20 protein-coding genes and 1 riboswitch are annotated in these 24,615 nt (G+C 39.6%); of the genes, 12 read left to right on the top strand and 8 right to left on the bottom strand.

Annotated features, from left to right (window positions below; translation table 11 throughout):
* Positions 1–48 precede the first annotated feature (48 nt).
* The 3 genes from prfH to HMPREF0766_RS12080 all read left to right on the top strand — a co-directional run bounded on the left by prfH (position 49) and on the right by HMPREF0766_RS12080 (position 2,233).
* Complete coding sequence (gene prfH / locus HMPREF0766_RS12090; RefSeq protein WP_002997550.1) at positions 49–747, top strand: peptide chain release factor H; 699 nt, start codon at positions 49–51, stop codon at positions 745–747.
* 4 nt (positions 748–751) lie between these two features.
* On the top strand, positions 752–1,249 hold the full coding sequence (locus HMPREF0766_RS12085; protein WP_002997548.1) for a tetratricopeptide repeat protein: 498 nt from the start codon (positions 752–754) through the stop codon (positions 1,247–1,249).
* 105 nt (positions 1,250–1,354) lie between these two features.
* On the top strand, positions 1,355–2,233 hold the full coding sequence (locus HMPREF0766_RS12080) for a TraB/GumN family protein (RefSeq protein ID WP_002997546.1): 879 nt from the start codon (positions 1,355–1,357) through the stop codon (positions 2,231–2,233).
* 140 nt (positions 2,234–2,373) lie between these two features.
* Here HMPREF0766_RS12080 and HMPREF0766_RS12075 read toward each other — a convergent pair whose 3' ends face one another.
* From HMPREF0766_RS12075 to HMPREF0766_RS12055, 5 genes are all read right to left on the bottom strand, one after another.
* Positions 2,374–2,550: a hypothetical protein gene (locus HMPREF0766_RS12075; RefSeq protein WP_309485957.1), complete on the bottom strand. Its 177-nt coding sequence runs from the start codon at positions 2,548–2,550 to the stop codon at positions 2,374–2,376.
* 161 nt (positions 2,551–2,711) lie between these two features.
* Positions 2,712–5,024 (bottom strand): 5-methyltetrahydropteroyltriglutamate--homocysteine S-methyltransferase, encoded by a 2,313-nt coding sequence (metE, locus tag HMPREF0766_RS12070; RefSeq protein WP_002997541.1) that lies wholly within the window; start codon positions 5,022–5,024, stop codon positions 2,712–2,714.
* 80 nt (positions 5,025–5,104) lie between these two features.
* Positions 5,105–5,213: riboswitch (SAM riboswitch) on the bottom strand.
* Positions 5,214–5,402: 189 nt separating this feature from the next.
* Entirely contained in the window at positions 5,403–6,074 is a 672-nt protein-coding gene (locus tag HMPREF0766_RS12065; protein ID WP_002997539.1) for a phosphatase PAP2 family protein, read from the bottom strand.
* A gap of 203 nt (positions 6,075–6,277) precedes the next feature.
* Complete coding sequence (locus HMPREF0766_RS12060; RefSeq protein ID WP_002997537.1) at positions 6,278–6,973, bottom strand: response regulator transcription factor; 696 nt, start codon at positions 6,971–6,973, stop codon at positions 6,278–6,280.
* Between the two features lie 47 nt (positions 6,974–7,020).
* On the bottom strand, positions 7,021–8,841 hold the full coding sequence (locus HMPREF0766_RS12055; RefSeq protein WP_002997535.1) for a sensor histidine kinase: 1,821 nt from the start codon (positions 8,839–8,841) through the stop codon (positions 7,021–7,023).
* 128 nt (positions 8,842–8,969) lie between these two features.
* Here HMPREF0766_RS12055 and HMPREF0766_RS12050 point away from each other — a divergent pair, with 128 nt between their 5' ends.
* Entirely contained in the window at positions 8,970–9,308 is a 339-nt protein-coding gene (locus tag HMPREF0766_RS12050) for a hypothetical protein (protein ID WP_002997533.1), read from the top strand.
* A 32-nt stretch (positions 9,309–9,340) separates the two neighbouring features.
* Here the strand turns inward: HMPREF0766_RS12050 and pyk are convergent, their stop codons facing one another.
* A complete protein-coding gene (gene pyk, locus HMPREF0766_RS12045; RefSeq protein WP_002997531.1) occupies positions 9,341–10,771 on the bottom strand; it encodes a pyruvate kinase in 1,431 nt (476 codons plus the stop codon).
* A gap of 125 nt (positions 10,772–10,896) precedes the next feature.
* Positions 10,897–11,403: an IPExxxVDY family protein gene (locus HMPREF0766_RS12040; protein WP_002997529.1), complete on the bottom strand. Its 507-nt coding sequence runs from the start codon at positions 11,401–11,403 to the stop codon at positions 10,897–10,899.
* 166 nt (positions 11,404–11,569) lie between these two features.
* Here HMPREF0766_RS12040 and HMPREF0766_RS12035 point away from each other — a divergent pair, with 166 nt between their 5' ends.
* The 8 genes from HMPREF0766_RS12035 to HMPREF0766_RS12000 all read left to right on the top strand — a co-directional run bounded on the left by HMPREF0766_RS12035 (position 11,570) and on the right by HMPREF0766_RS12000 (position 20,241).
* On the top strand, positions 11,570–11,905 hold the full coding sequence (locus tag HMPREF0766_RS12035; RefSeq protein WP_002997527.1) for an acyl carrier protein: 336 nt from the start codon (positions 11,570–11,572) through the stop codon (positions 11,903–11,905).
* Positions 11,906–11,932: 27 nt separating this feature from the next.
* On the top strand, positions 11,933–13,186 hold the full coding sequence (fabF, locus tag HMPREF0766_RS12030) for a beta-ketoacyl-ACP synthase II (RefSeq protein WP_002997524.1): 1,254 nt from the start codon (positions 11,933–11,935) through the stop codon (positions 13,184–13,186).
* 74 nt (positions 13,187–13,260) lie between these two features.
* A complete protein-coding gene (rnc, locus tag HMPREF0766_RS12025; RefSeq protein WP_172462529.1) occupies positions 13,261–14,001 on the top strand; it encodes a ribonuclease III in 741 nt (246 codons plus the stop codon).
* 160 nt (positions 14,002–14,161) lie between these two features.
* Positions 14,162–15,580 carry a histidine--tRNA ligase gene (gene hisS, locus HMPREF0766_RS12020; RefSeq protein ID WP_002997519.1) on the top strand — a complete coding sequence of 473 codons (1,419 nt, stop codon included), beginning with the start codon at positions 14,162–14,164 and terminating at the stop codon, positions 15,578–15,580.
* A 280-nt stretch (positions 15,581–15,860) separates the two neighbouring features.
* Entirely contained in the window at positions 15,861–16,856 is a 996-nt protein-coding gene (gene pdhA / locus HMPREF0766_RS12015) for a pyruvate dehydrogenase (acetyl-transferring) E1 component subunit alpha (RefSeq protein ID WP_002997517.1), read from the top strand.
* 38 nt (positions 16,857–16,894) lie between these two features.
* Positions 16,895–18,541: a 2-oxo acid dehydrogenase subunit E2 gene (locus tag HMPREF0766_RS12010; RefSeq protein WP_002997515.1), complete on the top strand. Its 1,647-nt coding sequence runs from the start codon at positions 16,895–16,897 to the stop codon at positions 18,539–18,541.
* Between the two features lie 127 nt (positions 18,542–18,668).
* The gene (locus HMPREF0766_RS12005; RefSeq protein WP_002997513.1) at positions 18,669–19,859 is read left to right on the top strand and encodes a serine hydrolase domain-containing protein; all 1,191 of its coding nucleotides are present in this window, start codon (positions 18,669–18,671) and stop codon (positions 19,857–19,859) included.
* Between the two features lie 22 nt (positions 19,860–19,881).
* Positions 19,882–20,241: a CoA-binding protein gene (locus tag HMPREF0766_RS12000; RefSeq protein ID WP_002997510.1), complete on the top strand. Its 360-nt coding sequence runs from the start codon at positions 19,882–19,884 to the stop codon at positions 20,239–20,241.
* 395 nt (positions 20,242–20,636) lie between these two features.
* On the opposite strand, the gene HMPREF0766_RS11995 is transcribed toward HMPREF0766_RS12000, so the two are convergent.
* A complete protein-coding gene (locus HMPREF0766_RS11995) occupies positions 20,637–24,602 on the bottom strand; it encodes a hybrid sensor histidine kinase/response regulator transcription factor (protein WP_002997508.1) in 3,966 nt (1,321 codons plus the stop codon).
* Positions 24,603–24,615: the final 13 nt, after the last annotated feature.

The following is a 24,615-nucleotide window of genomic DNA, read 5'->3' as shown; positions in this document are numbered from 1 at the left end:
TCCTAAAAGAAATCACTTTTTGGATACTTGCTTCAAACAAAAAATAAAATGGACAAAATAATAGGCGTCACCGCAGGACGCGGCCCCGAAGAATGCAGTTGGGTCGTAGCACAGGTGATCAAAAAAATAATACAGGAAGCACCAACTTTTGATGTGGAGGTTCAGGTGCTCGACCGGCAGGAGGGAAGTATAAACGGAACTGTAATTTCTGCAAGTCTGAAGATCAGTGGAGAGAATTGTATGGCATTTTCCGCTTTATGGACAGGTACGATCCAATGGATCGGAAAAAGTGATTTCCGAAAATCACATAAGCGCAAAAACTGGTTTATTGAGGTCTTTGAAATTAAACCATCTGCCTCCTGGATATTTGACGTAAAGGATATTCGCTATCAGGCCATGCGAAGTTCTGGAGCGGGAGGTCAGCATGTCAATAAGGTGAGTTCAGCGGTACGGGCCACACATATGCCTACAGGAGTATCAGTGGTCGCCATGGATAGCCGGTCGCAACATCAAAATAAGAAAATCGCAACAGAGAGATTGCAAACAAAAGTTAACGAATTGAATCTCCTGCATTGGAAAGAAAACGAAAAGTACAAATGGTTTAATCAGATTCAGGTGGAGCGTGGAAATGCTATTCGAACCTTTGTCGGAACGGATTTTAAATCTGAAAAAGTTGATAAGTCCTACAAGGTAAAACGACAGGCTGAAAAACAACGTTTCAGACAGGAAATGAAAATAGAAAAATAAAACAATGAAAGCAATTGATAAATATTTGTCCCAGGCACTGGACAATTACCCTTATTCGCTGACAGAGACAATAGAATCTCTGGAGTATGCCTTGTCATATGATGAGACCAATACAACAGCGCTGTGTCTGACAGGTCGGCTATACGCAGAACAGCTGATGAATTATGAAGAAGCGAAAAAATATTTTCAGGAAGCGCTTACCTGCAACCTTTATGCACTGGAGATATATCCTCATTTTGCACAGACACTCATATGGAATGACGATTTTGAAGAGGCACAAAAATTAATAGACTTTGCATTAACTATAAAAGGAATTAATAAGACGGAAATACTGCTGAAGCAGGTACAATTGTTAGAAAAGCAAATGAAAGTAAAGAAAGCACTCCGATTGGTAAAAGGATTGTATGTCACAAACTGCTATTCATCTTATGATCAGGATATCAAAAATGCAGAAGCGAGATTAGAGGATAAACTGAAAAGGGATAAAAAGAAGAAAAAGTAAGATTTTTAGGCTGATAATCATTGTTTTATTGTTTTTTTATTCCGGAATATGTAACATTTTGCAATGTGTGCTACTAATTCCATAAAACGCTAAAACATTTGAATTATGAATAGAAATAATATGAAAAATCTGGTTGCCTTTATTGCTGTTGTCTGTTTTTTGATTAACTCTGCTTTTGCACAGACATCACCTGTGAAGGAGAAGTCATTGCTGTGGAAAATAGAAGGAAAAGATCTGAAAGCACCTTCTTATCTGTTTGGTACAGTACATATGCTGGCCAGAAAGAATTTTGAAATGTCCGCGAAAGCTATTGATGCTATGGATAAGACGTCAAGAGTGTATCTGGAAATCAACATGGCGGCGTCCAATCTTGCAGAAGAATCTCAAAAACACATGATGAGTGATAAGACAATATCTTCACAGATCAAGCCGGAAGAAATAGCTTTGGTAGATGAAGTCTTAGGAAAAAAACTCGGAATCACTCTAGCACAGGTAGATAAAATAAAACCTATGTTTTTGATCGCTATGATTATGCAAAAATCCTTCTCGGAACCAATGGCTTCGTTTGAAGAAGAAATTATTAAACATACAAAGCAGGAAGGCAAAACAATCGAAGGGCTTTCGAGCATTGAGGAGCAATATTCTTTTGCAGATAAGATTTTTGAAACATCCGATTTCCCTTCCTATCTAAAATCTATGGATGAATTTGATATTCAAAGTATTCTTTCTCATATCTATCAACTGTACAAGGAGGAAGATATTGCAGGTATGGATGAGCTGTTATTAAAATATACTTCGTCTAATCCGGAAACTTATCGTCAATTGTTACCGGTTCGTAATCATCTGTGGGCAGATCGTATGCCTGCATTAATGAGCGAGGCTCCGACTTTCTTTGCTGTAGGCTCAGGACATCTGTCCGGTGAAGAAGGCGTGATCAATCTTTTACGTCAGAAAGGATACACAGTTACACCGGTTTATAATTAAGATTAAGCTTTCTTATTACGTGAAAGTCTCCGGAAAGCAGGCTGACAACTGATTTAAAGCATACAGGCTGAACACTGTTCAGCCTGTCTTTTTTTATACCCATAGTGATACCTTTTTTAAAGATATCTCCACTGTAGAGATTAATTTTTATTTCCTCCGAATAATTTAGCCAGTATCCAGATCAGAAGGGCTACTACTACCACTACCATGATCACTCCGGACCATACACCTGCTTTGAAAATTCCTTCGATCGCAGCACAGCTGGTCAAAAGGCTTGTCATTAAAATAACTAATGTTATTGGGAATATTCTGTTCATAGGATTCATTATTATATTGTCTCCTAATAACAAATGAAGTGATGAAAAGTTCTTGTGTGGCTGTTTTTAGTATTCATAACTACATAGTATATAAAACAAACAGCCCGTAGTGTGTTGTACCTGCGGGCTGTTGTGATTTTAATATTACTAATACTTAAAGGTTATTCAGCTCTAAGGATTTTAGCGGCTTCAACCATAGATTCCAAAGCTGCTTTAGTTTCCGGCCATGCACGGGTTTTCAATCCACAGTCAGGGTTTACCCAAAGTTGTTCTGCAGGAACTACAGCCTTAGCTTTGCGTAATAAGTTGACCATCTCATCTGTGCTTGGTACACGGGGAGAGTGGATGTCGTATACACCAGGTCCGATATCGTTAGGGTATTTGAAATCTCCGGCGAAGGCATCCAGTAATTCCATTTGAGAACGTGATGTTTCGATGGTGATTACGTCAGCATCCATAGCTGCAATATCCTCAATAATGTCATTGAATTCAGAGTAGCACATGTGCGTGTGAATCTGTGTATCATCGTCTACATTAGATGAAGAAACGCGGAATGCACGTACAGCCCAGTTCAGGTAATCCTGTTGATCAGCTTTACGCAATGGTAATCCTTCGCGGATAGCCGGTTCGTCAATCTGAATAATCTTGATTCCTGATTTTTCTAATGCTTGTACTTCATCCAGAATTGCTAATGCAATTTGGTATGTTGTAGTCGAGCGTGGTTGATCATTACGAACAAATGACCATTGCAAGATCGTAACAGGACCAGTCAACATTCCTTTTACAGGACGGTTAGTCAGAGACTGTGCATATGCAGACCAGCGTACCGTCATATCTGCAGGACGGTATACGTCACCGTAGATAACCGGAGGTTTCACACAACGTGAACCGTAAGACTGAACCCATCCGTTTTTCGTGAATGCATATCCGGCCAGTTGCTCGCCGAAGTATTCAACCATGTCATTACGCTCAAATTCTCCGTGTACCAGTACATCGATATCTAATTGCTCCTGAAGACGGATAGTACGCTCTGTCTCTTCAGCGATTTCTTTGTCATATTGTTCTTGTGTGATACTTCCTTTTTTCAGGTCCGCTCTCCATTTACGGACATCTTTCGTTTGCGGGAAAGAACCGATGGTAGTCGTTGCAAATGCAGGTAAGTTAAATTTAGCCTGTTGTGCAGCTTTACGGTTTGCAAATGGTGAAGTACGGGTCGCATCATCATCAGTAATGTTTGCAGTACGTTCTTTTACTTCCGGTTTGTGGATAAGCGGAGAAGTACGACGGCTTTCAGCGGCAGCTTTATTTGCTTCAAAACGTTCGGCTGTTTTAGCATCTACTTCACCTTCAGCAAGAATCGCAAGGTCTTTTACTTCGGCTAGTTTTTGTTTAGCAAATGCTAACCAGTTTTTAACTTCTTTTGGTAAAGACTCTTCGTTATCTTCATTATCCAAATCAAACGGAACATGTAGCAATGAGCTGGAAGGAGCAATCCATACGCGGTCTTTGCCTAATGCATCAACAGCTTTTTTGATCTGACCTAATGATTTCTCATAATCATTTTTCCAGATATTACGGCCTTCCACAACACCTAATGAGAGTGTTAAAGACGCAGGAATTTTTGCTAAAACAGTATCCAGTTGATTTTCTCCACGTACAAGATCTAAATGTAAAGCATGTACCGGAAGATTTACAGCCGTTTCTTCATTATCACGAAGTGCTTCAAAATAAGTCGCTACAATAAGTTTAATACCTTTAGCTGCTGCGGATAGCTTTTCAAATACAGTCTGATATAAAGCGCGTGTTTTGTTGTCGATATCCAAAGCAAGGAAAGGCTCGTCAATCTGTACATATTGTGCGCCTGCTTCTGCAAGTTTGCCAAGAATCTGTTCGTATACAGGGATCAGGTTTTCGATAAGGTCGATACGGTCAAATCCGGCTTCTTTCTCTTTTCCTAATAACAGGTAAGTGATAGGGCCGATCAATACCGGTTTGGTCTCAATGCCTGATGCTTTTGCTTCATTGTATTCGTTTAAGAATTTTTCAGAAGTCAATTTGAATTCCTGATTTTTTGTGAATTCCGGAACGATATAGTGGTAGTTGGTATCAAACCACTTGGTCATTTCCATTGCCGTTACATCGACACCTTCCTGCTGGAAACCACGTGCCATAGCAAAATAAAGATCCAGATTGTAGTTACGATCGATTTTATTCAATAAAGAATTGTAACGGGCAGGAATAGCACCTACTGTTAAAGACAGGTCTAACACTTGGTCATAGAAAGAGAAATCATTGGAAGGAATAAGGTCTATACCGGCATCTTTTTGAGTTTTCCAGTTTCCTTCACGGATTTGTTTTGCTGCATCTAATAATTCCTCAGCACTAATCTTTTTTGCCCAATAGGCTTCATTGGCTTTTTTCAATTCGCGGAATGCGCCCACACGAGGGTAGCCTAAATTGTTAGTTAATAACATAAAAATGATTGTTGTTTAATTTTTCTTAACTCCATAAAACTACTTTGCTAAAGAGGAAGGACACCAGATGCAGTGACTTCGGCTTATCTTTCCCTCCTGTGTCCAGGCGGGGTAGAATTTAGCACCTTGTCAAGTGACAGGTTGCTAAGGCTTCTTCGGGTCTAGTCCCTCGGCCTTTCTCTATAAGCGATGCTAATATCGGGATTAGGTTTCTAAATCCCAAAAATATTTTAATAAATCGTCAGAATAGTATGCTGTTGATCAGAATTGGACGCTTCCAGACAGCCCGGCTTGTTTTCCATTATAAAACGGACTGACGACTGTAACAGAAGAAGAAGGATTATGATCCAGGTGTTTGTCTACAAGAGGGAGTAACCATTAACCGATCTTGGTACTGAGCATGCCGATACCTGCTCCCATAACTACGTCCGAAAACCAATGTTTATTATTGTACATTCTGAAAAATCCGGTTCCGGCTGCTACTGTATACCCTGCAATTCCATACCAGATGGATTGGTCTTTATACTCCTGCCATAATAATTCTGCTCCGGCAAATGCTGTAGCAGCATGTCCGGAAGGAAAAGAATTATTTGCAGAGTTGTCCGGACGCCAGACATTGTCTGTGCTTTTGATGGTGTATACAGTCGTGGCCATAATGGCATAAGATACACCTGAAACAAATAACCGCTCTCTGAGGTTGTGCCTGGCTTTTATGCCCGCCAGATCCAACACATAGATACTAAGTAACGGTGTGTACTGGCTAAAATCATCAATGGTGAATTTCCCGTCTATATTTTTTCGCAAAACATTGTTAATATCGTTATCCTGATGAATAAGGAAATGGCTTTCCCGTGAAATAATGCCGTACGTTAATAATCCGGCAGGTATCGCAATTTCTTTATAGGGGACTTGTTTCCAAAAGTTTTTTTTGAGCATTCTATTTTGCAGGGTATCACTGAATTGTTTGGTCGTATCTTGTTGTGCCGACAGCGCATGGCCAAAGCATGTAAACAGGATAAGAAAAGTGATGACAGAGCGCATTAATGTCATAGAAATTCGTTAGTAAGTGTGAGGATAACCACCAAGTAACCGGGATAATCTTACTTATAAAAACTCAGAATGCCATCATATGTCAGATTATGATCCTGTTAATGAAGATGACGTTAGTGTGTGTTGCGCCTTAAAGGTAATTATTGTCTCCTGAATTCACAAAATCAAGAGACAATAATATCTGTGAGTTATTTTATATTTTGTTAGCTGACGAGGAGCTTGTAACCTTTACCGTGTACATTTACGATTTCTACACTCGGGTCCTCCCGCAGGTACTTGCGGAGCTTACTCAGGAATACATCCATACTTCTTCCGGTAAAGTAATTGTCATCGTGCCATATTTTTAAAAGAGCCTCTTCACGGGTCAGTACATCATTTTTCTTCAGGCATAGTAAACGTAGTAATTCAGCTTCTTTTGTTGAGAGTTTCTGTTGTTGACCCTTATAAGAAATCTGCTGGCTGGTATAGTCGAAGAAGTAATCTCCGATTTCAAACTTATCTGCAGTTTCTTCATCTTTGTCTCTTGAACTTCTCTTCAGAAGAGCATTGATGCGAAGTAAAAGTTCTTCTACCCGAAATGGTTTTGTAATATAATCATCTCCACCCAATTCAAATGCCTGCGTTTTATCCTCCATCATTCCTTTGGCAGTAGCATATATCACAGGCACTGTAGTATTGGTTTTGCGGATATCTTTTCCAAGCGAAAATCCATCTTTCTTAGGCATCATGACATCCAGGATACATAGATCATACTGATCTTTATGGAAGGCTACAAGTGCTTCTTCGCCATCCTGACAAAGTGTGACATCGAATTTACCTTTCAGTTCCAAATAATCTTTTAGAAGCTCACCCAAATTAGGATCGTCTTCCGCTAATAATATTTTTTGCATAATTTGCATATTTTTCTGATTGATAATAACTGTTGCTGTAGCAGCAGCATTTCTAATTATAATTTGTGCCCTTTCAGTGGCAATGTAATATCAAAATTTGTGCCCTTATCCTTCTCACTTTTCACCTGTATCTTGCCGTCCAGACGTTTGATAATATCATTTACATAACTCAGCCCCAGTCCAAATCCTTTGACATTGTGAATATTGCCTGTAGGAATCCGGTAAAACTGATCAAAGATCTTCTGCTGCTGGTCGCGAGTCATACCGATTCCCTTGTCACTGACGGATATTACTATCGTATTTTTATGGTTATGGGTTCTGACGGTAATGTGCGGACTGTCTTTACTGTATTTGATGGCATTATCCACCAGATTAAACAGTACATTGGACAGGTGTAATTCGTCACCGATCACGACATCATCCTTTGCCTCCAGAAAAGTTTCCAGTGTGCCTTTGGATTTTTGAATCTGCAACTGCATGCTGTCCAGTACCGCATTGGTCAGGTCATTGATCCGGACATCCATGCGGTCTATTTTCAGATTCTCTTTTTCCAGTCTGGCGATATTGAGTACCCTTTCAATATGATCTCCCAATCGGACATTCTCATCGTAAATAATGTTGGCCAGGCGATGTACTCTTCTTTCGTCTGCAATTATTTCCGGATCCCTGAGAGACTCACTCGCAATCATGATGGTCGCTACAGGAGTTTTGAACTCATGGGTCATATTGTTGATAAAGTCGGTCTTCATCTCAGAGATTTTCTTTTGACGGAAGATAGTAGTCAGTGTATAGGCAAAGCAACCAATCAGTAAAACAAGTAAGGCTCCCATTGGAAAAAAGAGGTATCCCATATTGTCCATGATAATATTACGCTTGTCCGTAAAAGTAATGGTCAGTTTGCCGGGCGCATTTCCGACGTCTCCCTGGAATAACAGTGTAGAGTAGCTGTTGTGCTTCTGAGGTTTATCCAGTTCACCAAGTGTATTAATATTGTACAGAATACTGTTGTTCTCTTTGACTTCGATATTGAATTTGGAGTTAATATCTCTGTTGGAAAGTTCCCGTGTAAGTTCTTTCTTAAGGAAACTAACATCGATACGACTCTTTAACGGACGCTTGGAAAGTTCCATGCTGGCAGCGAAATCTTCAATAACATTATTTTTTTTACCACCGATTACGGCGATGGAGTCATAGAGATTGCTGGCATCATCAAGTTGCGACAATTTGAGTTTATTCTCTAAGGCATGTATACGAAGCGCAATCTTCATGTCTGCTTTTGGGGGCAATGTCTTGATCGTAAAATCCAGTGAATTTAATTCGTACGGATTCAAGAAAGCAAGGTATCGGCAGCTATCGTCTTTTGCTGCAATACGTGCGATTTTATCACCAACTGCATATACCTCGATAGAGTTACCGATAGAATTATCTTCATATACACCTTGTGAAATCAGAAGCTTGACCAGATAATTGTATTTTTTGCGTCGGATATACGTTTCATAAAACCAGTTTTCCAGAGGTACAATGATCGGGTAGCTCATTTTGAGCACATCTTCTGCATCTTTAAACTTTTGCTGAACCTCATACTGCTGAAGTCGAAGGGCTTCGATCTGCTTCTGAATATTGATCTGGTCTTCTAAGCGTTTTTGTTCACGCTCATATTTAACCTGGTTATTTCTTTGTTGGGTTTTGGCAAAAGCCATAACCTCGTGTTTCTCTATTTTAGACGCAACTGTTGCCAGAGAAGCATTGACCGATTCATCGAAGAGCTGTGATTTTTGACGGAAAGAGTCGCGGATAAAAAAGTATTGCATAGCCATTACTCCAAGCAGAGCAATGGACATTAATCCAATAATGACAGTAATACTTCTTTGTTTCATTTGTTACAAAAATATAAATGCTTTATCTTCAAAACGTTCATTTAACAATATTTAACAGGCAATGTGGCGCATTATGATTTGTTATTGAGAATTGTTGCTTAATTTTAAGGAAATACACTTCACATGTTATGAAACTGAAATATAGCATATTCACAGCACTTTTCCTAAGCATTTGGAGCTATTCTTTTGCTCAGGATTTTAAATATCAGGAAAAGAAAGGACGTAAAGTTTTTCCGGATCAGCAGATTCCGTTATTGGATACAGTAAAGAGGTTGCAGGTTTATCCTGTGAATCCGGACGAGGTGAAAAACAGAAAGGGAGAGATCCTGACAGTTAAATTATATGGCAAAGATTCGGCTCCGATGCCAGGCACAAAAAAACTGGATGAACTTGATCAGTTACCCTTGAAAGAGGCATATAACTTCCGTCCCTTGTTACTAAAAAAGGATTCTGTGCTAAAAAAATAAGGTGGCCGAATATCCAGCCACCTTATTTTTAGTTATTTTACTTCGGATACCCGAATTGTATTTGTTCTTCCTTTTTCGCGGAGCGGTGTTGAAGATGTATTGATTACGATCTGTCCCGGAGATACCAGGTTCTTTTCTGTAAGCAACTTATTTACATCCTGAATTGTGCCGTCAGTACTTTCAAATTTTTCATACACAAATGCTCGTACACCCCAAACCAGACTTAATGATCTCAGTAAATTTTTGTTTCCTGTGAAAATATAAATATCTGCATCCGGTCTGTAGCTTGAGATTTCAAATGCAGTATAACCTGAGGATGTCATCACGGCGATAGCTGAAGCTTTTGTTTTTTCAGCCAGGTAGATCGATGAACCACAGATCGCATCAGGGATCTTTGTCAGATCTGTATGTTGATCACTCTTGTCGCTGTAGTAGTTGTATGATGTCTGCTCTACATGTACAATGATTTTAGCCATTGTTTCGATAACGATTTCCGGGAATTCTCCTACGGAAGTCTCACCGCTAAGCATTACAGCATCTGCACCATCCAATACAGAATTGGCCACATCGTTGACCTCTGCACGTGTTGGACGAGGAGTAGTGATCATACTTTCCAGCATCTGCGTAGCAATGATAACCGGTTTGGAAAGGTCACGACATTTTTGAACGATGATTTTTTGCAATCCCGGAACTTCTTCCATTGGCATCTCAACACCCAAATCACCACGTGCAACCATGATACCGTCTGTCGCTTCGATGATCGCATCGATATTTTCGATCGCTTCAGGTTTCTCGATTTTAGCAATTACACGCGCATGACTTCCTTTTTCTTTGATGATCTCTTTACACTGGTAGATATCTTCTGCCGAACGTACAAAAGACATAGCGATCCAGTCAGCACCATGATCAAGAGCAAAGTTCAGGTTGTCAAGATCTTCTTCTGTCAGTGAAGGGATAGATACTTTTGTATTTGGAAGATTGACACCTTTTCTGGAAGTCAATACACCTCCGTGAACAACCTGGCAGAATACAGTATCTTTATGGTTGGTAGAGACTACTCTCAATTGTAATTTACCGTCATCCAATAAGATAATCTCATCTTCCTTAACATCATTGGGGAAGTTTTCATATGTGATATAGATACGCTTTTCGTCTCCGATCAGTTCCTGAGTTGTGATTTCTACCTCAGAACCGTTAATCAGGATAGCGCCACCCTCTTTCATTTTACCAATACGGATTTTAGGTCCTTGAAGATCGGCAAGAATAGCTACGTTAAAGGGATGTTCATTGTTGATTTCGTTGATTGTGTTGATCACTTTCAGGTGATCTTCCTGGCTTCCGTGGGAGAAGTTAAGGCGACATACATCGACACCTTTGGCAATCATATTTGTCAAGACAGTTTTATCTGCTGATGCCGGGCCAAGTGTTGCCACAATTTTGGTCCGTTTTTGAATCTTCTTCATGTAATATTTTGTTTTAAAAACTACTTATATTTTTATTTGCTGTTACCCTTCTTTTTACAAAGAATAACATCTGATTTGAAGTTTATAATTTATAGTGTAGTATGTACACTCTTCTTTCAAGTGCGCTAAAATATGAGATTTTCTTTAGATTTCAATATTTTAGGCATTATTTCTTTTACCATTATGACGTCATTTATACGATTCAGATTCTGAATAAGGAGGCGTAAATCTTCTTCATGTATGAAGTTTTTGATGACCAGAAAGAAGTCAAAATTTGCTATTTCAGGTATTAATAAACCGCCTTCCTGACTCCTGTTGTTAATAAGATAATACTCGTATTCGTAGTCGACATCGCAATATCTGTAGATGGCAAAATGATGTTTCAAAGCTGGCTTTTTGCCTTTACTTTTTTCCTGTATGATATGGTATTCATACTCTTCTTTTCCCCCTTCTTTCATATTTCCCTTATGGTCGATATTACTTTCTTTACCATATACAAACTGGAGGCCTGTAGTTTTGTTGATAAAATGGCATAATCTGTAGTCCCGTAAAGGGGAGCTAATACCCAGAAGAACAAAATCCAGTTCTTCTTCCATGTCCATTTCCAATTTAAATACAGTTATTTTATTCAATTTTGCTGAGATGTTTTATACGAAATTAGTATAATTTCACGTATCTTGCGGGTATTCTATGTAAAATTTGCATTAACAAAGTAGAATATTTGTAAATAAAGCCAAAAGTTAGTATTATTGGATACGGTTAAGTATTAGTCTTTTACAGTTTGAATATTGGATTAACATGCTTACTTTTGCTGCGCCAAAAAATCAAAAAGATTTGATAATTGGTGAAATTTATTTTTCTTTGCACAGATTTATTAAACAATTAAACTATAAAATCATGTCAGATATCGCTTCAAGAGTAAAAGCAATTATCGTTGAAAAATTAGGTGTTGACGAAAACGAAGTAACGCCAGAAGCTTCATTCACTAATGATTTAGGTGCTGATTCACTTGACACAGTCGAGTTGATCATGGAGTTTGAAAAAGAATTCAACGTAGCTATTCCTGATGATCAAGCTGAGAACATCGGTACAGTAGGTCAAGCAATCGCTTATTTAGAAAAAAACGTTAACTAACTAATTTAATTAGGCCAATCATCATAAATGGAGCTTAAAAGAGTAGTAGTAACAGGGTTAGGCGCTCTTACACCACTTGGCAATACTGTCCCGGAATACTGGGAAGGATTGATAAATGGTGTAAGCGGTGCTGCTCCTATTACAAGATTTGATGCATCAAAATTCAAAACCCAATTTGCGTGCGAAGTAAAAGATTTCGATCCGCATGATTTCATGGATCGTAAAGAAGCACGGAAGGTCGATCCTTTTGTTCAATACGCCATGGCATCTACGGAAGAAGCTATTAAAGATGCAGCACTGGATTTTGAAAAACTTGACACTAATCGGATAGGAGTCATCTGGGGTTCGGGGATTGGTGGATTAAAAACGTTTTTGGACGAAGTCTCAAACTTCGCCACAGGAGATGGAACGCCTCGTTTCAATCCTTTCTTTATTCCGAAAATGATCGTGGACATTGCTCCGGGTCATATCTCGATGCGTTATGGATTACGCGGACCAAACTTTTCGTGTGTGTCTGCATGTGCATCTTCGACTAATGCAATGATCGACGCATTCAATTACATTCGTACCGGTCTGTGTGATATTATCGTTTCCGGTGGCTCTGAGGCCATTATCAATGAAGCGGGCATAGGCGGATTCAATGCATTACATGCATTGTCTACCCGTAATGACGATCCCAAGACAGCTTCCCGTCCTTTTGATAAGGACCGTGATGGATTTGTCGCAGGTGAAGGTTCGGGCACGATTATATTGGAAAGTCTGGAACATGCATTGGCACGCGGAGCAAAAATTTATGCTGAAATTGTAGGAGGGGGAATGAGTGCAGATGCAAATCATATCACCGCACCACACCCGGAAGGGTTAGGCGCAAAACTGGTGATGTCAAATGCTTTGCGTGATGCCCGGATGGATGGACATGAAATTGATTATATCAATGTGCATGGTACATCTACACCTCTTGGAGATATCAGTGAAACAAAAGCTATTAAAGAATTATTTGGGGATCATGCTTATGAATTGAACATCAGCTCGACCAAATCGATGACAGGACACCTTTTGGGTGCTGCCGGTGCGATTGAGTCTATTGCTTCAATCCTGGCTGTCCAGAATGACATAGTACCTCCAACAATCAACCACTTTAACGACGATCCTGAACTGGATAATAAATTGAATTTTACATTCAATACGGCGCAAAAACGTGTGGTAAATGCAGCGATGAGTAATACTTTTGGGTTTGGCGGACATAATGCTTCCGTTATTTTCAAAAAGTATCAACCTTAATTGCCTGTGTTGATTGTAGAGGGATCCTGTAATGGTAAAGAGAGGTTCTATCCTCTCATCCTTTTTTGAGTAGCATGCCCTTTTCGCGGATTTATAATTTGTATTTCTCGCCACATAGAGCTTATGTGCGGAAGCTGAAAAACCTATTGGGGTTTGTCCCTGAAAACATACGGCTATACCAAATGGCCTTCAGACATAAGTCTGTGGCTACTGCTATAAAGGAAGGTGCCAAAAACAGCAATGAACGATTAGAGTTTCTGGGTGACGCAATCTTAGGATCTGTCGTCGCCGAGTTACTGTTTAAAAAATATCCCTACAAAGATGAAGGATTTTTGACCGAGATGCGGTCAAAAATCGTCAGCAGAGCCAACCTCAATCAACTTTCCCGAAAACTTGGTTTAAATGAACTGATTCAATACGATGCTCGTATGATCAGTTTCCCTAATAAGCAGGGGTCCCTGCTGGGTGATGCTTTTGAAGCACTTGTCGGAGCTGTATATCTGGATAAGGGCTATACATTTACCAAAAGTTTTCTGCTGAACAGAATTATCAAAACCCACGTTGATATTCAGCTGCTCGAAGTGACGGAGACCAATTTTAAAAGCAGATTAATTGAATGGTGTCAGCATCTTGGCAAAGACGTTCAATTTCTTCCTACGGCTAATCCTGAAGGAGAATCCTCCAAGATGTTCAGTATAGAAGCGATTGTAGAAGGAGAAGTATGTGGTATAGGCAGGGACTTCAATAAAAAAAGTGCCGAAAAGCTTGCCGCAGAAAAGGCCTGCGAATACCTCAAGATATTTGAGACCGAGTAACCTGTAAATTCTAATTTCACCGCAGGTATTTTCATAAAATTTCATATGTGTATAATTTGATTTTCAATGGTCATATGGAATATCCAAACTATGCTCATTGATATTTGTGCGGCCTGTACTACATGGATATTTCATTTGTATACCTTACCTTTGCCGTGATATGGCAATAGTAAAACCTTCATTGGCTAAAGGCACACGTGATTTTTCACCTGCCGAAATGGAAAAACGTAATTATATTTTTAATACGCTGAAATCCGTATTCCGTAAGTATGGATATCAGGAAATTCAGACACCTTCTTTTGAAAATCTACAGACATTGACCGGTAAATACGGTGATGAAGGTGATAAATTGATTTTTAAGATCCTGAATTCCGGAGATTATTTAAGTAAAGCTCCGGATGCTCTTTTAGCAGAAAAAGCTTCTAATAGTCTGATTCCTCATCTTTCGGAAAAGGCATTGCGATATGACCTGACTGTGCCATTTGCCCGTTATGTCGTCATGCGTCAGCATGAAATCAGTCTTCCGTTCAAGCGTTTCCAGATTCAGCCGGTATGGCGTGCAGATCGTCCGCAACGCGGACGCTACCGTGAATTTTATCAGTGTGATGTGGATGTAGTTGGTTCGGAAAGCCTGCTGAATGAAGCAGAGTTTATTCTCATCTATCATGAAGCGCTGCGTGCACTGGGGCTCCGGGATTTTGCAATCAAGATCAATAACCGAAAGATTCTTTCCGGAATAGCTGAAATAATCGGCAAACCGGAGCTTATCTTTGATATGACTGTTGCCATTGATAAGTTGGATAAAATAGGACTGGATGGCGTAAACAAAGAATTGCTGGAAAGAGGATTTACGGAGGCCGATCTTGCTATCCTGCGCCCGATTATTTTGCTGGAAGGATCTACCGTTTCCAAAATAGAGCAGCTTCGTTCGGTACTGGCAAAATCTGAAACAGGACTTCGTGGTGTGGCAGAACTGGAAGAAGTGTTCGCCTACCTCAATCAACTGGATGTATCCGGAGAAGTATATAATAAATATGTAGAACTCGACATCACATTGGCCCGGGGGCTTAATTATTATACGGGCTGTATATTTGAGGTGAAAACTAACGAAGTGTCTATGGGGAGTATCGGTGGCGGAGGTCGCTACGATGACCTGACTGGAATGTTTGGTCTCAAAGGATTGACCGGTGTAGGTGTATCTTTCGGTGCAGATCGTATATATGATGTATTGGAAGAGCTGGATCTGTATCCGAAGCATGAGTCTGATAATACAAGATTATTAATCGTTAATTTTGACAAGTCTATAGAGGCATTTACACTTCCGTTGCTGAACCGGTTACGCCAGGCAGGGATTGCAGTGGAATTGTATCCTCAGGCTGTCAAACTCAAAAAGCAGATGAGTTATGCCGACGATAAACGTATACCTTATGTGCTTTTGATAGGTGAAGAAGAAGTAAATACCGGAAAACTTTCTTTAAAAAATATGAAAAGCGGTGAGCAGCAAAAACTTTCAGAACAAGAAATAACTGTTTTACTTAGTAAACAGAGGGCTGACTCAGCGATCCGCACAGACCAATAGACCCGTTACTGAAGTCTTCAAAAAGAAATCTTCCATCCGGAAGCAAATCATCCGATTTTGAAAAGCGACCATTTGAGAAAATATCAAATGGTCGCTTTGATTTTACAAAAAATATTCAAAAGGAAATCCGCTGTTCTTTAGCTGTTAAATTTTGTTAATCAATCATGCAGAGTGCAATTAGAATGTTTTTACACTGTAATAAAATTGTAGTCTATGACAAAAATGTTGTAAATATTGATTAGATTTGTAGTCAGTTAAGTCAGAAATTCAATACTTGAAAATGAGTTCAACACCTATAACAAAAGAGACATATTTAGAGTGGTATAAATCCATGCTACTCATGCGTAAATTCGAAGAAAAAGCTGGTCAGCTTTACGGTCAACAAAAAATTCGTGGATTCTGTCACCTTTATATCGGTCAGGAAGCAGTAGTAGCTGGTACCATGTCGGTAATCGGTCCTGAAGATTCATTGATCACAGCATATCGCGACCATGCTCACGCATTAGCTAAGGGCGTATCTGCTGATGCTTGTATGGCTGAATTATATGGTAAAGCAACTGGATGTTCAAAAGGTAAAGGTGGTTCTATGCACTTTTTCTCTAAAGAGCACAAATTTATGGGTGGCCACGGTATCGTAGGTGGTCAGATTCCTTTAGGTGCTGGTATTGCATTCGCTGAAATGTATAACGGTACCAAAAATGTTAACGTGTGCTATATGGGAGACGGGGCTGTTCGTCAGGGAGCTTTCAACGAAACCCTTAACATGGCTATGTTGTGGAAACTTCCTGTGATTTTTGTTTGTGAAAACAATGGTTATGCAATGGGAACATCCGTACAGCGTACAACCAATATGATCGACATCTACAAGATGGGACATGGTTTTGATATGCCTTCGGCAGCTGTTGACGGTATGGATGTAGTAGCTGTTCACAATGCTATGGATGAAGCTGTTCAGCGTGCACGTGCAGGAGAAGGCCCGACTTTCTTAGAAATCCGTACTTACCGTTACAAAGGACACTCTATGTCAGATCCTGCTAAATACCGTACTAAAGAAGAATTAGAAGAGTACAAAGGCCGTGATCCGTTGTTGTCTACTAAACATGCGATCCTGGAAAATAAATATGCTGATGATGCGTGGTTTGCAGAGGTGGAAGCGGATGTGAAAAAAGTGGTTGAAGATTCTGTGAAATTTGCAGAAGAGTCTCCATATCCGGATGCTTCAGAAATCTATAATGATGTTTACGTACAACAGGATTATCCTTTTGTAATGGATTAATTGATAATTACTTTAACTAAATATAACGAAGCAAACAAATGGCTGAAGTAGTAAAAATGCCTAAAATGAGTGACACCATGACTGAAGGTGTTATCGCAAAGTGGCACAAAAAAGTTGGTGACAAAGTAAATTCTGGAGATCTTGTTGCAGAGATTGAAACAGATAAAGCTACAATGGACTTCGAATCTTATCAGGAAGGAACATTGTTATATATCGGACCCAAAGAAGGTGAAGCTGTAGCTGTGGATGCAGTAATCGCTGTACTTGGAGAAGAAGGGGAAGATTTTCAGGCCTTGCTTGACGGATCTTCGGCCGCTTCTGCAGCTCCTGCTGAGGAGAAGAAAGAAGAAGCTAAAGAAGAGACAACTGCATCAGAAGAGTCTTCTTCAGCAAGTGTGTCTGCAGAAGACCTTGGTGTCACTGTGATCACTATGCCGTTGTTGAGTGATACCATGACTGAAGGTGTCATTGCTCAATGGAACTTTAAAGTTGGAGATACCATCAAATCTGATGATGCTATTGCTGACGTGGAAACAGATAAAGCGACTATGGAAGTAACTGCGTATGCAGACGGTACTTTATTATATGTTGGTCTTGAAGCCGGACAGGCAGCGAAAGTAAATGATATCATTGCTATCGTAGGTCCTGCAGGAACAGACGTAACACCTTTACTGAATCAAAAATCTGCAGCTCCTAAAGCAGAATCAAAAGAAAGCAAAAAAGAAGAAGCTCCTAAGGCTGCTGTTGAAAGTGCTCCTGTTGAAACTGCCGGTTCTTCTGCTGATGATTCAAGAGTAAAAGCTTCTCCTCTGGCTCGTAAAATTGCTAAAGAAAAAGGAATCAATCTGAATGATGTAAAAGGTTCTGCAGATGGCGGACGCATTGTAAAGAAAGATGTGGAATCATTCGTGCCTTCTGCCAAGCCTGCCGCAGCACCTGCAAGTACAGGAGCAGCACCGGCTACCGAATCCAAAACAATCACGTTGCCAACATATGTAGGTGAAGAGAAATATACAGAACAGCCGGTATCGCAAATGCGTAAAACAATTGCACGTCGTCTTGCTGAAAGTTTGTATACAGCTCCACACTTCTATCTGACTATCAGCATTGATATGGATAATGCTATCGCTGCCAGAGAACAGATTAATGAAGTAGCTCCTGTGAAAGTATCTTTTAATGATATTATCATCAAAGCAGTTGCTATAGCCTTGAAAAAACACCCGGCGGTAAATTCATCATGGGGTGGTGACAAAATCAGATTCAATGAGCATACAAATATTGGTGTTGCGATTGCTGTTGAAGATGGTTTATTAGTTCCTGTTGTACGTTTTGCAGATGGCAAATCATTATCTCACATTTCTACGGAGGTTAAGGAATTTGCACAAAGAGCTAAATCTAAAAAATTGCAACCCTCGGATTGGGAAGGTTCTACATTTACTGTCTCAAATCTGGGTATGTTCGGTATTGATGAATTTACTTCTATCATCAATTCTCCGGATGGAGCAATCCTTTCTGTAGGAGCAATCCAGAATATTCCGGTTGTTAAAAACGGAGTTGTAGTACCTGGTAATATCATGAAGCTTACTTTGGGATGCGATCACAGAGTAGTGGATGGTGCAACCGGAGCAGCGTTTTTACAAACATTAAAACCATTGATTGAGAATCCGGTAAGATTATTAGCATAATCCGGATCTGTCAACAAATAAAAGAGCCACTTTAGCAATAAAGTGGCTCTTTTATTTGTCCTTTACATACTAAATTGTTATTTTTTGACATTATAGATATGTACCTCAAAAATTTAAAGAAAAACTTGTGAAATTGATTGTTGCGAAAGTCCTGTTAGGTTTAAGTGTTATAAGTTTGATCGGCTGTACATCTGCCGAAGAACGTAAAATTAAAGAAGAAAAAAATCAGGCAGAACAAGATAGTATACGACTTCTGTATAACCCGAATGAAGCAGACAAAGCCGTCGATGCTTTTATGCAGAATCTTCATAAAAAAGCTGGTTTCAACGGCAATGTGCTGATCGCTAAGAAAGGCAAGATCATATATGAAAAATCGTTTGGATGGGCCAATTATTTATTAAAGGATAGTCTCAATATTCAATCTCAGTTTGAACTGGCTTCCGTTACTAAGCCAATGACTTCTATTGCAATCCTGAAGTTGGTGGAAGAAGGAAAACTAAAGCTGGATCAGACAGTCAATGATTTCTTTCCTGATTTTCCCTATGAAGGAATTACTGTGAAAATGTTGCTGACTCATCGTTCAGGACTTCCTAATTATGTCTATTTTGCGGATGGTGTATGGAAAGATAAAAAGAAAGGGATGAGTAATATGGATGCTATCCGTCTGCTGACGGAGCATAAACCCGGAAGATACGGAAAACCAGACGGCCGTTTTCATTATAACAACAGTAATTTTATGGTTTTGGGGGCTATTATAGAAAAGGTTTCCAAACAGGATTACGCAGTATTTCTGAAGGAGAATGTATTTGATCCTGCGGGAATGAAGCATACGGCTGCTTATTCCAAAGCTGTTTATGAAAAAATACCTGTCAAAGTAATCGGTCATGATAAGGTATGGAGAAGATCTGTTGTACAGAATTTCCTGGATGGCCCGTTGGGTGATAAAGGAATATACAGTACGGTAGAGGATATGTTCCTTCTGGACATAGCGCTGCGTGAAGGCCGGTTATTAAAACAGGAAACACTGGATTCGGCTTATGTACCCAGAAATGACCCGAGTAAAAAGGGAGCATTCGGATATGGATACGGATGGAGAACGTTTAATCATAATGATCAACACGTAGTGTATCATACAGGATGGTGGCACGGATTTCGCAATCTGTATGTACGCGATCTGAAAAATGATGTAACCATTGTATTATTGTCCAATATGACCAACGGTAGTCTGGTCAAACTGGATGAATTGTACAAAATCCTGGGTATGCCTATTCTTCGGAAGAATGCATATAATGCGGATGGCGATTTTATGGTAGACTAATGCAAACAGATAGGAGAATCGTATGAAAAAAACATTAATAATAGGTGCCAGTACTAATCCGGAACGATATTCATATAAAGCCGCTCATATGCTGACAAGGTTTGGACATGATATTGTCAATGTAGGATTGAAGAAAGGTGTTGTTGCCGAACAGCCGATAGAACCTGCGGAGACTATACATACCGATATTGATACAATTACAATGTATATGGGTGCCCAGAATCAGAAGCCGTTATACGAATACATCCTGAAAACTGCCCCCAGACGTATTGTCTTTAATCCCGGAGCGGAGAACAGGGAGCTGGCACAGCTGGCACAAGAGAAAGGTATAGAGGTAGAAAATGCCTGTACATTGGTTCTGTTAAGTACAGGACAGTATTAACGATTTTTGAATTGGAGTGTGTACATCCGTACATGCTTCTAAAGAATGAAGGTCTGCCGGGATAATCGGCAGACCTTTTTTAATAAGATATCCTGACGTGAGTTTTGAGTCATATTTTACAATACAGATGGTTTTTTATCCATCCGGGAATAGCTTGTACCTCTATAGTCTTACCGGTGCGGACATCGGTAAACGCATTAGCTGCATGTGTTGGTGTCTCCATCAACAGTGTAGTGGCGAAGTAGCTCTAAGTAGCAGAAGTGTATGGTTGCTATATCAGTCTTTAATTTCTCTCCCGGAAAACCGGGATCTCTCCTTGGAGAGTTCAGTTTAATCTTTATCCTTGCTCTGGCGCAAGCATGAGCGTAGCGGTGCTTGTGTCTCCACCCTTTGTATCAGGATGGATTGGAGTCATCCTCTTTTGTATAATCCGAAGGATTTGACCCAAAATGTTTTTTAAACTCTTTGCTGAAATATTTCCTGTCGCTGAATCCTACTTCATAGGCTACCTCAGTGATAGAATATAATCCTGTCTTTAACATCTTTGCTGCCTGATTCATCCTTACCGATTTGATAAAATTGATCAACGAGAGGTTAGTGATCGCTTTCAGTTTTTTGTGAAGTACAGGTTGGCTCATACCCAGCTCCCTGCAGAGAAATTCTACAGAAAGATTTTCGTTGGGAAGATTGTCAATAATGATTTTTACAGCTTTGCTCAAAAGTTCATCTTCCTGCTGTTTATTCTTTGACCTTTTCTCAATAAACTTGTCCAGGCTGAACGATTTCCGGTTCTTTTCTGCCAAAGTGAGGAGATTGCGAATGGTGAGCAATACATAATCTCTGTCAAAAGGTTTGGTAATATATGCATCTGCTCCTTGTTCTAAACCTTTGATCTGTTTATCGATACTTCCTAATGCTGTGAGCAAGATAATAGGGATATGGCTTGTTTTGGGTTCTGACTTGAGCCTGCTGCACAAGTCCAGACCTGATAATCCGGGCATCATAACATCACTTAGTATAAGATCAGGTATTTCTTCTTCAGCCTTGGCTGCACCATCCAGTCCGTTATAAGAAACATATACCCGATATAGACCGGATAACATATCAACCAGTAAATTGCTCAATTCCGGATTATCTTCTATGATCAATATAGAGAGATTACTGTGCTCTTCCACAGGGTTTCGGTTGTGACTTTCAAAAGGAGCTACTGCAAAGATTTTGTCTTTATGAAGGATATTTACATGATTTTGGTTTTGAAAATGCTCTGTTCCTTTTTGCAGTTTGATCGTGAAGATGATTTTTGCCTGATAGCTGTTTACCTCCTGTTGCTGATGTGCCTGTATGTGTCCGCCATGCAATTGTACAATATGTCGAGACAATGCCAGTCCTATCCCTGTCCCGTCATAGTTAATCTGGCTATCGGTCGTACGAAAGTATTGTTCAAATATTTTGTCAAGGTTGTCCTGAGGAATAGGCAGTCCGGTATTGCTGATATTTATTTCTACCTCTTTCTGATCCTGCGTCAATGCAATGGAAACTTCTCCTCCAATATTGCTGTATTTGATGGCATTGGAAATAAGGTTGTAAATGACTTTCTCAAATTGAATCCGGTCAAAGTATACATCTGTCTCCATCGTATCCATCTGTGTAGTAAGGAGTAAATCTTTTTCCTGTGCAAGTTCGGTAAACACACTGCTGATTTCTGACAGAAATGGCTCCAGACTATAATTATAGACATTCAGTTGTAAGGTATTCTCTTCTATTTTTCTAAAGTCTAATAATTCATTTATCAGTGATAGAAGCCGGTTGGTGTTTTTCTCAATGCCTAGTAATTTGTGTTGTACATCCTGTGTAACTGCTGAGCTCTTGAGTAATTGTTTTAGCGGATGGATGATCAGTGTCAGCGGAGTACGTATCTCATGCGAGATATAGGAGAAGAAATTGATCTTAGCATATTGATCTTTTTCTGACTTTATCAGAAGAGCACGCTCTATGAGGAATCTGTTGAGAAAATATATAATCACTACCAGAATTAAAAAGTAAAGGATATAAGCCCACCAGGTTTTCCAGAAGGGTGGGTGAATTGTGATATAGATAAAACTGACATCGGACCATATGCCATCATTATTTGCGCCCTTGATCAGAAGCGTGTAACTGCCCGGACTCAGGTTCATGTATGTCGCTGTCGGAATATCTGTATAAATCCAGTCCGGATCCAGTTCTTTGATCTTATATGCGAATTGATTCTTATCTGACCGGTCAAAATTAAGGAGTGCAAAGTCAAGAGAAAAAACGTTTTGGTCGTACCTGAAATCCAATCGTCTGAGTTGACTGATTTCTCTATCCAGAAGCTGAGTTTTATCTCCGATCTTTACGGTATTGTTGAAGAGGCGAAGATTTGTGAAAAGTACTTTTTGTTTCTTTCTGTTGTAAACGATTTTGGTAGGATCAAATCTTACCAATCCATTTAATGTGCCGAAAAAAAGCTCTCCATCTTTACTTCTCAGGTATGAATTTTCATTGAACTCATCAGAAGGAAGACCATCTGTAGTAGTCAGCAGGTGTTCTTCCCTGGTTTTGAGGTGAAAGGAGATTAATCCTTTTGGTGTCGTTATCCACAGGTTGTCCCCGGCCTTGATTACACTTAAGAACGTAGATACATTTTTGACAGGAACAAATGAAATACTTTTTTTGGAAATATCGTATCGTATTATTTTACCTGTATTACTTGCGCACCATGCTATGTTGTCTTCTACAAATATGCTCTTTATGGAAATGTCTTTTGTTCCGTCCACAAGAGTAAAGTGATCCTGCGAAGCCCATTTTATATAGAGCCCTGATGTGCTGCTTACCAGCAGGTCCTGCTGAGGTGTTTCTAAAATGTTGGTGACAAAAAGCTTTTCAATCTCAGGATAAGTCTTACTGATTTTTCGGCTGGATTCATCATACAGGTAGAAGCCGGCATTAGTTCCGATCCAAAGGTTGTTTTTGCTGTCTTTGCATATGGCGTATACATTATTGATAAAGTTTGTTCTTCTCTTTTCATCCAATAGGAAAATATCAACGTGCCCTGTTTTTTTGTTCAGTATATTGAATCCGCCATTGTAAGTCCCGATGTAGATACGATCATTATGATCCAGAAAAACATCCTTAACAAGGTTGGATGATAATTCCTTATTAATTGTCTTGATAGATCCGTCGGCCTTACTTATAAAGTTTAATCCCTCTTCTTCCGTTCCAACCCAGTAACCGTCCTGATCCTCAGCCAGGCTGCTGATAATATTACTGCTGATAGAATTGGTCATCCCCATTGGTTTATAGATACGGAATGGATTTTTGGAAGGGTAGATCAGATTAATCCCGCCATAATAAGTCCCGACCCAAATGATTTGTTGTTGGTCACGGTATATATCATAGATCGAATTCTGACTCAGGCTGGCAGGATTATCTATCTGATGTTTGTAGGTCTGCAGCTGATGGCTTTGTACATCCAGGGCAGTCAGTCCTTTAAGCGTTCCAATCAGGAGCTGTCCGTCATTGTCATAAATTAGCTTTCGGATCCGGTTACTGGCTATTGTAGAATTCTTTTCATTCCACTCCCTGAAGGATTGATCTTTTTGATGATATAAAATCACCCCGGAATCAAATGTTCCAAACCATATATGACCGTTGTCTATGAGTATGCTGGTGATATAATCCTTATGCTCTTTGTAGATCTTTTGGACAACAGGTGTCAGCATATGACTTTTCCACTTGTCGTCAAATTCATATACGGCATCTATAGAGCTGATAATTACTTTTTTAGTTTTTTTATCTTCCGTAATGGCTTTTATATGTTGTCCTTTTAGCAATTGACGGAAGAGGGTATCTTTTTGATTGATGGATATCAGGTTTAACCCTTTGTCTGTTCCGATAAGAATATCCGAATTGTGCAATACCCGGATCGTGGTGATATTGGTGCTGGTAAGCTTTTGGTTCTGCGTATAAAATTTTCCGATATTCTGATTATAAATAAAAAGACCTGCTCCGGTGCCAATAACAATATTATTACTCGAATCGACTGCCAGAGCTGTAATGTAGGGATTACCGTTAAGACGATTTGCACCTACATACGATTCAAATTTGACGGCATCATATTTATATAGCTGAGCACCGCCTCCTATCCACATAAATCCGTTTCTGTCCTGGACTATGGTTAGAATAGGTGTTCGGTACAATCCCTTTTTCTGATGAAGATGATTGAATTCTATCGGATTCTGAGCAGTACATAAAGTAACACCAACCCCTGAGAGAATACCCCATATAACAAGTATACGAGCAAAGACTTTTTTTATCATTTCTGTGGAGATAAATGTTGTCATAGATTTTTACGGA

This window comes from Sphingobacterium spiritivorum ATCC 33861 (assembly GCF_000143765.1).
In the GTDB taxonomy this organism is placed as follows: Bacteria; Bacteroidota; Bacteroidia; order Sphingobacteriales; family Sphingobacteriaceae; genus Sphingobacterium; species Sphingobacterium spiritivorum.
This window is presented reverse-complemented; position numbering and strand designations above follow the sequence as displayed.

Coding starts and splice junctions, on each gene's coding strand:
- prfH (WP_002997550.1), top strand. CDS start 49: ATGGACAAAATAATAGGCGTCACCGCAGGACGCGGCCCCGAAGAATGC.
- HMPREF0766_RS12085 (WP_002997548.1), top strand. CDS start 752: ATGAAAGCAATTGATAAATATTTGTCCCAGGCACTGGACAATTACCCT.
- HMPREF0766_RS12080 (WP_002997546.1), top strand. CDS start 1,355: ATGAATAGAAATAATATGAAAAATCTGGTTGCCTTTATTGCTGTTGTC.
- HMPREF0766_RS12075 (WP_309485957.1), bottom strand. CDS start 2,550: ATGAACAGAATATTCCCAATAACATTAGTTATTTTAATGACAAGCCTT.
- metE (WP_002997541.1), bottom strand. CDS start 5,024: ATGTTATTAACTAACAATTTAGGCTACCCTCGTGTGGGCGCATTCCGC.
- HMPREF0766_RS12065 (WP_002997539.1), bottom strand. CDS start 6,074: ATGACATTAATGCGCTCTGTCATCACTTTTCTTATCCTGTTTACATGC.
- HMPREF0766_RS12060 (WP_002997537.1), bottom strand. CDS start 6,973: ATGCAAATTATGCAAAAAATATTATTAGCGGAAGACGATCCTAATTTG.
- HMPREF0766_RS12055 (WP_002997535.1), bottom strand. CDS start 8,841: ATGAAACAAAGAAGTATTACTGTCATTATTGGATTAATGTCCATTGCT.
- HMPREF0766_RS12050 (WP_002997533.1), top strand. CDS start 8,970: ATGAAACTGAAATATAGCATATTCACAGCACTTTTCCTAAGCATTTGG.
- pyk (WP_002997531.1), bottom strand. CDS start 10,771: ATGAAGAAGATTCAAAAACGGACCAAAATTGTGGCAACACTTGGCCCG.
- HMPREF0766_RS12035 (WP_002997527.1), top strand. CDS start 11,570: ATGCTTACTTTTGCTGCGCCAAAAAATCAAAAAGATTTGATAATTGGT.
- fabF (WP_002997524.1), top strand. CDS start 11,933: ATGGAGCTTAAAAGAGTAGTAGTAACAGGGTTAGGCGCTCTTACACCA.
- rnc (WP_172462529.1), top strand. CDS start 13,261: ATGCCCTTTTCGCGGATTTATAATTTGTATTTCTCGCCACATAGAGCT.
- hisS (WP_002997519.1), top strand. CDS start 14,162: ATGGCAATAGTAAAACCTTCATTGGCTAAAGGCACACGTGATTTTTCA.
- pdhA (WP_002997517.1), top strand. CDS start 15,861: ATGAGTTCAACACCTATAACAAAAGAGACATATTTAGAGTGGTATAAA.
- HMPREF0766_RS12010 (WP_002997515.1), top strand. CDS start 16,895: ATGGCTGAAGTAGTAAAAATGCCTAAAATGAGTGACACCATGACTGAA.
- HMPREF0766_RS12000 (WP_002997510.1), top strand. CDS start 19,882: ATGAAAAAAACATTAATAATAGGTGCCAGTACTAATCCGGAACGATAT.
- HMPREF0766_RS11995 (WP_002997508.1), bottom strand. CDS start 24,602: ATGACAACATTTATCTCCACAGAAATGATAAAAAAAGTCTTTGCTCGT.